The sequence below is a fragment of the Burkholderia sp. Leaf177 genome (assembly GCF_001424345.1).
Classification (GTDB): Bacteria; Pseudomonadota; Gammaproteobacteria; order Burkholderiales; family Burkholderiaceae; genus Caballeronia.
This window is the reverse complement of record NZ_LMPF01000009.1, coordinates 27,806-38,878: the sequence shown is the minus strand read 5'-3', so window position 1 is coordinate 38,878 and position 11,073 is coordinate 27,806. Positions and strand designations below refer to the sequence as shown.

Here is an 11,073-nt window from a genome sequence, read left to right as displayed (position 1 = left end):
GCCGCTCGCAATCTGTCTTGCAGCCATCCGCTTGCTCACCGTTCCCTTCGTTCTAATAGTTCGAGCAGACCACGCAACGCGTGCGCGGCCGCCTGGGTGCGAATCTGTTCGCGATCGCCCTTGAACATCTGTGTTTCCACCGATGTATGCAGCCGGTTGCTCCACGCAAACGAGACCATGCCCACCGGCTTGGTTTCCGTTCCGCCGCCCGGGCCGGCCACGCCGGTAATGGACAACGAAACCTGCGCGCGGCTGTTCCTCAGCGCGCCTTCGGCCATGGCTTTGGCGACCGGTTCGCTCACCGCGCCGTGACGCTCGATCAGGTCGGCCGGCACACCGATCATCTCTGTTTTCGCTGCATTCGAATACGTGACGAAACCGCGTTCGAACCACGCGCTGCTGCCCGAGATATCGGTCATCGCGGCGGCGACCAGACCGCCCGTACACGATTCCGCCGTCGCGAGCATCAGCCGCTCGTCACGCAGTTTGTTGCCGGCACGAATGGCGAGCTGGTGGACGACTTTATCGGTGGCCATGACGGGACTCGCTAAGGGCTGATCGTGTGGAGAAGGAAGAGTCGGTAATGCACGGGATCAAATGGTCATGCGCCACAGCGCGATCACGAGCAGCGTGAAGAACGCAGCCGCGATGTCGTCGAACATGATGCCGAAGCCGCCCTTCAAATGACGGTCGAAATAGCGGATGGGCGGCGGTTTCACCATATCGAAGAAACGGAACACGATGAACGCCCACAACTGTCCGGTGAACGTGGCCGGCGTGACCAAGAGCAGCACGAGCCAGAACGCGACGATCTCGTCCCACACCACCGGCGACGGATCTTCAATGCCCATTTTCTTCGCCGTGAAGCCGCAGAACCAGCAGCCTGCAACGAACCCCACGGCAATCAGCACGGCCCATTCGGCGACCGTCAGATACGGGTTGAACGCAACGAACGACGCCCACGCGAACAAGGTGCCAACGGTGCCGGGCGCGACCGGCGACAAGCCGCTGCCAAAACCCAGCGAAAGGATATGCAGCGGATGCGACAGCATGAAACGCGCGCTGGTCCGGCGCTTCGGCTTGGGACGCGGTGTGTCGTCGATAGTCTCGGTGATCGGGTCAGTCTGCATGAAAGTGGTCGTAGCCCGAGGCCGTGAAGGAAACGGGACCGGCGTGATTGCACCAGTCGATGGCGGGCGTGTCAGTGGGAAGAGCAAGACCCTCGATTGTACCGATGCGCGTCACGAGGACGCCCAGACGCGCGCCCATGCGTTCGATTTTCGTGCGGGCCTCGACGGGCGCCGTGAAGCAGAGTTCGTAGTCGTCGCCGCCGGCGAGGACGCAGGGTAACTGCGCATCGACGGGCAACATATCGATCACGTTCGAGCGCGGCACGAGATCCACGTTCACGGTCGCGCGCATGCCGGAGCGCTTCAAGATATGCAGCAGATCGCCGGCAAGGCCGTCGGACAGATCGAGCGCCGCGTGCGCCACGCCGCGCAATGCAATGCCGAGTGCCACGCGCGGTTCGGGCTGTTCCAGCGCCTTGATCGCGATGGCTTCGCTGGCGGCGTCTTGTATGGACCATTCTTGCCGCCTCACGCCGAGCCCAACGCGCGCGTTGCCGAGCTGGCCGGAAACCCAGATATCGTCGCCGGGCCGCGCTGCATCGCGGCGCAAGGCGCGCGCCGCGGGCACGTCGCCGAAAACCGTGATGCTGATGGTCACGTGCGGACCGCCGGTTGTATCGCCGCCAATCAACTCGCAGCCATGCGCGTTTGCCATGTGGAACAGGCCGTCGCTGAACGCCTGGAGCCAGCTTTCCTCCGCTTTCGGCATGGACAGCGCGAGCGTGAACGCGCGCGGCGCGGCGCCCATTGCGGCGAGGTCGGAGAGGTTCACGGCGAGCGCCTTGTGGCCGAGCGCGAACGGAGAAACATCGGGGAAAAAATGGCGTCCGGATACGAGCATGTCGGTGGAAATCGCCAGTTGCTGACCGCGCTTGGGCGCGAGCAGCGCGCAATCATCGCCGATACCGAGCGTCGCGCTCGCTTCCCTACCCGAGTTTTGGGCTGCCGGTGCGCGGCGCGTAGTAGCCGGCTGGGAGAAATATCGTTCGATCAGGGAAAACTCTGAGAGCATCGTCGGTCCGGCATTGTCGAAAAAAGAGTGAGGGACGATGCGCTCGCATTGGCGCGCGTTTCATCTCGATAAAAGGATTTAGCGGCGTAAACCGCTGAGAGGCATGTGCTTTCTGCCGCCTTTCGAAGCCTTGTCCGAATGGGCCATGCGCTGTGAATTGCGGGTATCACCTTCTGGGACGGGCCTTGATTGGCGCTACAATGCGTTCGAACTTCTATTCTAATCTTGCCTAAAGCCCGCCGCCTCATGACCACGCCAGCAGATAACGCCAAAGCCAAACTTCGCGAAGCCGCGCTCGATTACCACGAGTTCCCGACCCCCGGCAAAATCGCGATCGCCCCGACCAAGCAGATGATCAACCAGCGCGATCTCGCGCTGGCGTATTCGCCGGGCGTTGCGTTCGCGTGCGAAGAGATCGTTGCAAACCCGCTGAACGCCGCGCGTTTCACCGCGCGCAGCAACCTGGTCGGCGTGGTGACGAATGGCACGGCGGTGCTCGGGCTCGGCAACATTGGTCCGCTCGCGTCGAAGCCGGTCATGGAAGGCAAGGCTGTACTGTTCAAGAAGTTCGCGGGCATCGACGTGTTCGACATCGAGTTGAACGAGATGGACCCCATGAAGCTCGTCGATGTGATCTGCGCGCTCGAACCCACGTTCGGCGGCATCAACCTCGAAGACATCAAGGCGCCGGATTGTTTTATCGTCGAGCGCGAAGCACGGAAGCGCATGAAGATTCCGGTGTTCCACGACGACCAGCACGGCACGGCCATCGTGGTCGCGGCGGCGATTACCAACGGTCTGGTCGTGGTTGGCAAGAAGATCGATGAAGTGAAGCTCGTGGCTTCGGGCGCGGGCGCGGCGTCGCTCGCGTGTCTCGACTTGCTGGTCGAACTCGGCATGAAGCTCGAGAACATTTTCGTGACGGATCTGGCCGGTGTGGTCTACAAGGGCCGCGTTGAACTGATGGATCCGGACAAGGACCGTTTTGCGCGCGAAACGTCGGCACGTACGCTCGCCGATGTGATCGAAGGCGCCGACGTGTTCCTCGGTCTTTCGGCCGGCGGCGTGCTCAAGCAGGAAATGGTCAAGAACATGGCGCCGAAGCCGCTGATTCTGGCGCTCGCTAATCCGACGCCGGAAATCCTGCCGGAACTCGCGCTGGAAGTTCGACCGGACGCCGTTCTGGCAACGGGCCGCACGGACTATCCGAATCAGGTGAACAACGTGCTGTGTTTCCCGTTCATCTTCCGCGGCGCGCTGGATGCGGGCGCGAGCACCATCACGCGCGAGATGGAAATTGCCGCCGTGAACGCCATTGCGGAACTGGCGCGCCAGGAACAAAGCGATATCGTGGCAACCGCTTATGGCATTCAGGATTTGTCGTTCGGTCCCGAGTACCTGATTCCGAAGCCTTTCGACCCGCGCCTGATCGTCAAGATCGCGCCGGCGGTTGCGAAGGCGGCCATGGATTCGGGCGTGGCGACGCGTCCTATCGAAGACATGGATGCTTACGAGCAGCATCTGCAGCAGTTCGTGTATCACAGCGGCACGACCATGAAGCCCGTGTTCCAGCTCGCGCGCAGCGTGGAGCCGGACAAGAAGCGCATTGTGTTTGCCGAGGGCGAGGAAGAGCGCGTGTTGCGCGCGGTGCAGATCGCGGTGGACGAGAAGATCGCCAAGCCGATCCTGATCGGTCGTCCGGCGGTGATCACGCAGCGCATCGCAAAGTACGGTTTGCGTCTGACGCCGGGCGTGGATTTCACCGTCGTCGATACCGACCACGACTCGCGGTATCGCGATTTCTGGCAGACCTATCACACCATGATGGCGAGAAAGGGCATCAGCGCGCAAATGGCCAAGCTGGAAATGCGCCGCCGCACTACGCTGATCGGCTCGATGCTGGTGAAGAAGGGCGAGGCCGACGGCATGATTTGCGGCACGATCAGCACGACGCATCGTCATCTGCATTTTGTCGATCAGGTGATCGGCAAGAAGGCGGGCTGCAGCGTTTATGCCGCCATGAATGCACTTGTGTTGCCGGGCCGGCAGATTTTCATCGTCGATACCCATGTGAACGTCGACCCGACGCCCGAGCAGCTCTGCGAAATCACGATCATGGCGGCGGAAGAAGTGCGCCGCTTCGGGATCGTGCCGAAGATTGCGCTGCTTTCGCATTCCAATTTCGGTACGAGCAACGCACCGTCCGCCATCAAGATGCGCGAAACGCTGGCGTTGCTGAAAGAACGCGCGCCAGAACTGGATGTGGACGGTGAAATGCACGGCGACGTGGCGCTGGATTCACGCCTGCGCGCCGAAGTGCTGCCGGAATCAACTTTGGAAGGCGATGCGAACCTGCTTGTGTTGCCGAATATCGATGCAGCCAACATCTCGTACAACTTGCTGAAGACGGCGGCTGGCAACAACATTGCCATCGGTCCGATCCTGCTGGGCGCGGCGCAGCCAGTTCACGTGCTGACGGCATCCGCAACGGTGCGACGCATTGTCAATATGACGGCGTTGCTGGTGGCGGATACGACGGCGGTTGCGCGGTAAAGGAAAGTTCGAGCCCGCGGAGGGTCGCGGGTTTTGCTGGCGAAAGGGATTGAGAACCAAGGGATTGAGAACCAAGGGATTGCGAACAAAGGGATTGTGCAATTGCGCGATTCCTTTTTTATTGTTCTTCCGCAAACCAAAAAGGATCTCGGCCAAGAGACAAAAAAAGCGTGCCGGACGTTCCGGCACGCTTGAGGCATGCAAGGGGATTTGCTTTCTCCTCCAAACAGCAATGGTTCCGATCATTGGACCGTGAGAGTTTCCACTAGAGAGGCGACACTAGCTCCACCCTCCAAACCAAGCATGAGCTAATTATTATCCCATGCAAGATAAATGTATCTCAGTCGAATCCGATTTTTGATCGTTCCCTAAATTTTGGTTTAGCGCTGTGCGTGGCTGTACTAACGGACGAGCGCCGTTTTGCCGGCCGCGAAAATCGCTTAAAAGTCGGGCTTTGCCTGAACCAACGTTGATTCCGGCTGTCATTAGCGATACCCTTACGTCTTTCAGGGTCGTCAATTTTTGGGGTTTCGAGCGGGATGGGTTTGGTGAAGCGCGCATGGGTTGGTGGTTTCCTGACGGCGCTTTTGGTGGTGCTGAGCGGCTGCGGCAAGAGCGCGCCGGACTCGCAGAGCCCGGGCGGCAACACTACCGCAGCAGCGTCGCAGGCCCAGTCGCCGCTCGCGTTGCAAGACAAGAACACGCCGCAAAGCGATCCGCGAGAAATCAAGCGCGATGCCGCACCAGCGGGTTCGGAACCGTCTCAGACGACCGTCGACGCGTCGCAATTGCCGAAACAGGCCGTTGTGACGTTACGGCGGATCGAAGCGGGCGGACCGTTCCCGTTTGAGAAGGACGGCATTGTGTTTGGCAATCGCGAGCGTTTGCTGCCGCCGCATCCGCGCGGCTATTACCATGAATACACCGTTCCTACGCCGCGCGCCCGCGATCGCGGCGCACGCCGGATCGTATGTGGCGGGCCCCGTCGGCAGATCGACAACTGCTTCTACACCGACGACCATTACGTGAGTTTTAAACGCATTGCGGGATTAACTTCGGGATGAACGGCATGAGCGACAACATCTACGCGCACGACAACGGTGTCGCGGGTGATCTTTTCGCCGGCGATGGCAACATGTTCCAGCGCGTTTTGCGACTCCGCACAACAGACGAAACCAGACCCGACGACGAACCGAGCACGGCGCTGTCATCATTGAACGAGGGGTCTATGAGTCTTTTCAAGACGGTACGATCGAATATCGTGCAGTCGATCCGCGCTTTTCGCGTTCAGGATCTCGCGGACGAAGCGAGCAAACTTGGCCAGCATTTCCTGTACGCGTACTGCGGTCAGGCGCAGAGCAAACAGGAAGTACTTGAAACCATCGCGACATCGTTTTTGTTTCCCAAACACTTTGGCAAGAATTACGACGCGCTGTACGACAGCCTGACCGATCTGGTTCACAAGGCGGGTTCGCAGCCAGGATTCGTGATCGTCCTGGAAGCGCTGCCGGTGGCGCAGAAATTCGATAAGGAAGGGCGCGAAACCCTTCTGGACGTGTTCCGCGAAGCCGCGGAATTCTGGGCGGAACGGCGCGTGGCGTTCAGAGTGTTTTACTCGTTCGCCTGAAAAACGCGGGGTTTATCGTTTCAGTAAAAGCCGGGCGGCGTCTGTTGAATACAGGCGCTGCCCGGCTTTTTGCATGCTGAGCATTCCGGATCACCATCCGCCCCAGCGCGCCGCAAGTGCCGCGAGGACAGCGATGCCAGCTGTTTCCGTGCGCAATACGCGTGGTCCGAGGCCGAGCGTGACAAATCCGGCATCGGAAATCGCTGCTTCTTCTGCCGGCGAGAAACCCGCTTCCGGGCCGATAGCAAACGTCACAGGCGCAGCCGGCGGCGTTGCCGGAAGCGACGCGAAACCCAGCTCTGCCCTTGGCGACAACAACAAGCGCAACTCGCCGTCCTGAGCGGGCGGCAGATTATCCAGCCATTTATCGATATCCAGCACGGGCGCAATTTCAGGTACGCGATTGCGCCCGCATTGCTCGCACGCCGCGCGCGCCAGCGCTTGCCAATGGGTTTGCCGGCGAATCGCGCGTTCGCCCGAAAGCCGCACCACGCCACGTTCAGCGGTCAAAGGAATCACCGACGCAACGCCCAGCTCGACCGCCTTTTCGATCAGCCAGTCCATCTTGTCGCCGCCCGCGACGCCCTGCGCCAATGTGACGCGATAAGGCGGTTCGGCGTCGCGTTCGGAGAACGCATCGATGTGCGCGGTCGCCGCCCGTTTGCCGATCTCGAGCAGCCGGGCGCTGTACTCGCCGCCGTTGCCATCGAAGAGCGTGATGGCGTCGTTGGTTTGCAGGCGCAGGACGTGGACGTGCCGGACGATATCGTCGGGAAGCGGCGTGATTTCGCCCGCGACGAGCGGGCCGGAGACGAAGAAACGTGGCATCGAATGGTGCGCCCGGACGCGCGTGAGGCGCCCGAGCTAAAGAGGAGGACGAAGGGCCGCGATCAGTTCAAATGCCGGGCGATAGCCCATCGATACCCATCCGGGTCTTCGAATTGCGCAAACCGGTCGCCCCAATACTGGTCTTGCGGCTCGATCAATCCCTTGGCGCCGACGGCCATGGCGCGCGCATAGACGGCATCGACGTCATCGACGTACAAATAGAACGATTGCGGCGCCATCAGGCCCGTGCTTTTCGGGGTTTTTGCGTGCGACCCGTAAGCGCCTTCCGGTGCGAACATCAGGATCAACTGCCCGCGATACGTCATCTCGACGTGGATCACGGCGCCGTCGTCGTTGACGCTGTCGCGCAGTGCAAATCCTAGCGCCTGCTCATAGAACCCCGTGCTCACGCGGGCGTCGCGAACCGTCAGATACGGCGTGAGCCAAGGGACATCGGCGGGGCGGGGGTCGGTCATTTCAAAATCTCCTCGGAGCGCGCTGGTTCGTGCATTGTGCCATGGCGGTTCCGGGAGAAGCCCGGCCCGGTTGCGTCGCGCCCGGTTGCCAGATGCAGGTAGCGTGCCCGAACGCGCGGCCGCAGCCGGTTTTCTTGCGGCCGCCGAACGGGCGCTGGTCGCGCCTGAGTTCGGAAGGCGTCTGTTAGAATGGCGGGCTCCCGATCCTCTTCGTTTCTCGTCGCTCCGGTTGCTGAAAACGTGGTTTCGTCGTTCGCCCGGTGCGTCTCCAGAATCATCCCAGGATCTTTTCAGGACCTACCGGACTCGACATGACATCCCCGACTTCCAGCCAGACCACCCTGATGGCCAACGCAATCCGCGCGCTGGCAATGGACGCCGTGCAGCAAGCCAATTCCGGCCATCCGGGCATGCCAATGGGCATGGCGGAAATCGGCGTTGCGCTCTGGTCGCGTCATCTGAAGCACAACCCGAGCAACCCGCACTGGGCCGACCGCGACCGTTTCGTTTTGTCGAATGGTCATGGGTCCATGTTGCTGTACTCGTTGCTGCACCTGACCGGCTACGACCTGCCGATCAGCGAACTCAAGAATTTCCGCCAGCTGCATTCGAAGACGCCGGGTCATCCGGAATACGGCATCACGCCGGGCGTGGAAACGACCACGGGTCCGCTCGGACAAGGTCTGGCGAACGCGGTTGGCATGGCGCTGGCCGAAGCGCTTCTTGCCGCCGAGTTCAACAAGGACGGCGCGAAGATCGTCGATCACCACACTTACGTGTTCCTCGGCGACGGCTGCATGATGGAAGGCATCTCGCACGAAGCCTCTTCGTTTGCCGGCACGCTGAAGCTGAACAAGCTGATCGCGCTGTACGACGACAACGGCATTTCCATCGACGGTCATGTTGAACACTGGTTCCACGACGACACCCCGAAGCGCTTCGAAGCGTACGGCTGGAACGTGATCCGCGCGGTCGACGGCCATAACGTCGACGCCGTCGATGCCGCCATCGCGCAAGCCAAGAATTCGGACAAGCCAACGCTGATCTGCTGCCGCACGACCATCGGCAAGGGCGCGCCGACCAAGCAGGGCAGCCACGACTCGCACGGCGCGCCGCTCGGCCCGAAGGAAATTGCCGATGCACGCGCAGGACTGGGCTGGACGTGGGAACCGTTCGTGATTCCGCAGGAAGTCTACGCAGCGTGGGACGCGAAGGAAGCGGGCGCGCGTGCCGAGGCCGAGTGGAACAAGCAATTCGATGCCTACAGCGCGAAGCATTCGGCCGAAGCTGCCGAGTTCGTGCGTCGCATGAACGGCGAGTTGCCGGCAACGTGGACGCAGGACGCGAAGAACATCATTGAAGCGGCGAATCAGAAGGGCGAGACCATTGCCACGCGCAAGGCTTCGCAGCAAACGCTGGACGGACTTGCTGCCGCGTTGCCCGAATTGCTCGGCGGCTCGGCCGACCTGACGGGTTCGAACCTGACGAACTGGAAGGCATCGAAGGCGGTGCGTGCCGGCGAGACCTCGAACCAGATCCAGTGGGGCAACCACATCAATTACGGCGTGCGCGAATTTGGCATGAGCGCGGCTATCAACGGCCTCGTGCTGCACGGCGGGTATCGTCCGTTTGGCGGCACGTTCCTGACGTTCTCGGACTACAGCCGCAATGCGCTGCGCGTGGCCGCGCTGATGAAAGCGCCGTCTATCTTCGTGTTTACGCACGATTCCATCGGTTTGGGTGAAGACGGTCCGACGCACCAGTCGGTCGAACAAACGTCGAGCTTGCGGCTGATTCCGCACTTACACGTGTGGCGTCCGGCGGATACCGTTGAGACCGCTGTGGCGTGGACGTCGGCGATTGATTACAAGGGACCGTCGGCGCTGATCTTCACGCGACAAAACCTGCTGTTCTCGGCACGCAACGACGTCCAGATCGCGAATGTCGCGAAGGGCGGCTATGTGCTGCGCGACTGGAACGACGATATTCCCGCGCGCAAGATCATCCTGATCGCCACGGGCTCGGAAGTCGAACTGGCGCTCAAGGCGGCCGAAAAGCTGGCGCAGGAAGGCATTGGCGCGCGGATCGTGTCCATGCCGTGTACGAACGTGTTCGATAAGCAAGACGCCGAGTATCGCGAGCGTGTGCTGCCGAAGGGCGTGGTGCGCGTGGCGGTCGAAGCCGGTGTGACCGATTTCTGGCGCAAGTATGTAGGTCTCGAAGGCGGCGTGGTGGGCATCGATTCGTTCGGCGAATCCGCGCCCGCCGGCGAGCTTTTCAAGTATTTCGGCTTTACCGTCGAGCATGTCGTGGAGACGGCGAAAGCCGCGCTCGCGGGCTGAACGGACGCTTTGACAAGCGTACCGGCAGCGGCGAACTGAACTTTTTTTCAGCCATCAGGAGATAGACCATGACGATTCGCGTTGCAATCAACGGCTACGGCCGGATCGGCCGCAATACGCTGCGCGCCTTGTACGAAAACGGCAAGAAGCATGACATCGAGATCGTTGCCATCAACGACCTTGGTGACGCGAAAACGAACGCGCATCTGACGCAATACGACACGGCGCACGGCAAATTTCCGGGCGAAGTATCGGTGGATGGCGACTACCTCGTGGTCAATGGCGACCGCATCCGCGTGCTGGCGAACCGCAACCCGGCCGAATTGCCGTGGGGCGAGTTGAACGTGGACGTCGTGCTGGAATGCACGGGCTTTTTCACGACGAAAGAAAAGGCCAGCGCGCACATCAAGGGCGGCGCGAAGAAGGTGATCATCTCGGCGCCGGGCGGCAAGGACGTTGACGCGACCATCGTTTATGGCGTGAATCATCACGTGCTGAAGGCGTCGGACACGGTGATTTCGAACGCATCGTGCACGACGAACTGCCTCGCGCCGCTCGTCAAGCCGCTGAACGACAAGATCGGCCTGGTGAACGGTTTGATGACGACCATTCACGCCTACACGAACGACCAGGTTCTGACGGACGTGTATCACGAGGACCTGCGCCGCGCGCGCTCGGCCACGCATAGCCAAATTCCGACGAAGACGGGCGCGGCTTCTGCGGTGGGTCTGGTGTTGCCGGAACTGAACGGCAAGCTGGACGGTTACGCAATCCGGGTTCCGACCATCAATGTGTCGATCGTCGATTTGTCGTTCATCGCTGCACGCGACACGACCGTGGACGAAGTGAACTCGATCATGAAGGAAGCATCGGAGGGCACGCTGAAGGGCATTCTGGGCTACAACACGGCGCCGCTGGTTTCGATCGACTTCAACCATAACCCGGCATCGTCGACGTTCGACGCAACGCTCACGAAGGTTTCGGGTCGTCTGGTGAAGGTGTCGAGCTGGTACGACAACGAGTGGGGTTTCTCGAACCGCATGCTGGACACGGCGGTAGCGTTGGCAAACGCCAAGTAAGCCACGTCGTGGATTGAAAAAAGCCG

General features: G+C 61.1%; 10 protein-coding genes. 5 read left to right on the top strand and 5 right to left on the bottom strand.

What is annotated here, in order from left to right; genetic code table 11:
• Nucleotides 1-35: 35 nt before the first annotated feature.
• From ASG35_RS10135 to thiL, 3 genes are read right to left on the bottom strand one after another with little or no spacing between them, the layout of a single operon-like run.
• Nucleotides 36-536 carry a CinA family protein gene (locus ASG35_RS10135; RefSeq protein ID WP_056356145.1) on the bottom strand — a complete coding sequence of 167 codons (501 nt, stop codon included), beginning with the start codon at nucleotides 534-536 and terminating at the stop codon, nucleotides 36-38.
• A 57-nt stretch (nucleotides 537-593) separates the two neighbouring features.
• Nucleotides 594-1,130, bottom strand: coding sequence for a phosphatidylglycerophosphatase A family protein (locus tag ASG35_RS10130; RefSeq protein WP_235527505.1), 537 nt, complete (start codon nucleotides 1,128-1,130; stop codon nucleotides 594-596).
• Nucleotides 1,120-2,142 (bottom strand): thiamine-phosphate kinase, encoded by a 1,023-nt coding sequence (gene thiL, locus ASG35_RS10125; RefSeq protein WP_056356143.1) that lies wholly within the window; start codon nucleotides 2,140-2,142, stop codon nucleotides 1,120-1,122. Before thiL ends, ASG35_RS10130 begins: the two co-directional genes overlap by 11 nt.
• 246 nt (nucleotides 2,143-2,388) lie before the next feature.
• On the opposite strand from thiL, the gene ASG35_RS10120 reads away from it, so the two are divergent.
• The 3 genes from ASG35_RS10120 to ASG35_RS10110 all read left to right on the top strand — a co-directional run bounded on the left by ASG35_RS10120 (nucleotide 2,389) and on the right by ASG35_RS10110 (nucleotide 6,322).
• Complete coding sequence (locus ASG35_RS10120; protein ID WP_056356141.1) at nucleotides 2,389-4,695, top strand: NADP-dependent malic enzyme; 2,307 nt, start codon at nucleotides 2,389-2,391, stop codon at nucleotides 4,693-4,695.
• A gap of 548 nt (nucleotides 4,696-5,243) precedes the next feature.
• Complete coding sequence (locus ASG35_RS10115; protein ID WP_056356247.1) at nucleotides 5,244-5,759, top strand: ribonuclease; 516 nt, start codon at nucleotides 5,244-5,246, stop codon at nucleotides 5,757-5,759.
• 5 nt (nucleotides 5,760-5,764) lie between these two features.
• Nucleotides 5,765-6,322, top strand: coding sequence for a barstar family protein (locus tag ASG35_RS10110; RefSeq protein WP_056356245.1), 558 nt, complete (start codon nucleotides 5,765-5,767; stop codon nucleotides 6,320-6,322).
• Between the two features lie 90 nt (nucleotides 6,323-6,412).
• Here ASG35_RS10110 and ASG35_RS10105 read toward each other — a convergent pair whose 3' ends face one another.
• Both ASG35_RS10105 and ASG35_RS10100 read right to left on the bottom strand, forming a co-directional pair.
• Nucleotides 6,413-7,150 carry a 16S rRNA (uracil(1498)-N(3))-methyltransferase gene (locus ASG35_RS10105; protein ID WP_056356139.1) on the bottom strand — a complete coding sequence of 246 codons (738 nt, stop codon included), beginning with the start codon at nucleotides 7,148-7,150 and terminating at the stop codon, nucleotides 6,413-6,415.
• A gap of 62 nt (nucleotides 7,151-7,212) precedes the next feature.
• The gene (locus ASG35_RS10100) at nucleotides 7,213-7,626 is read right to left on the bottom strand and encodes a VOC family protein (RefSeq protein ID WP_056356138.1); all 414 of its coding nucleotides are present in this window, start codon (nucleotides 7,624-7,626) and stop codon (nucleotides 7,213-7,215) included.
• Between the two features lie 311 nt (nucleotides 7,627-7,937).
• On the opposite strand from ASG35_RS10100, the gene tkt reads away from it, so the two are divergent.
• Together tkt and gap are read left to right on the top strand one after the other, a co-directional pair.
• Nucleotides 7,938-9,968 (top strand): transketolase, encoded by a 2,031-nt coding sequence (gene tkt, locus ASG35_RS10095; RefSeq protein ID WP_056356136.1) that lies wholly within the window; start codon nucleotides 7,938-7,940, stop codon nucleotides 9,966-9,968.
• A 68-nt stretch (nucleotides 9,969-10,036) separates the two neighbouring features.
• A complete protein-coding gene (gene gap / locus ASG35_RS10090; protein WP_056356134.1) occupies nucleotides 10,037-11,047 on the top strand; it encodes a type I glyceraldehyde-3-phosphate dehydrogenase in 1,011 nt (336 codons plus the stop codon).
• Nucleotides 11,048-11,073 lie beyond the last annotated feature (26 nt).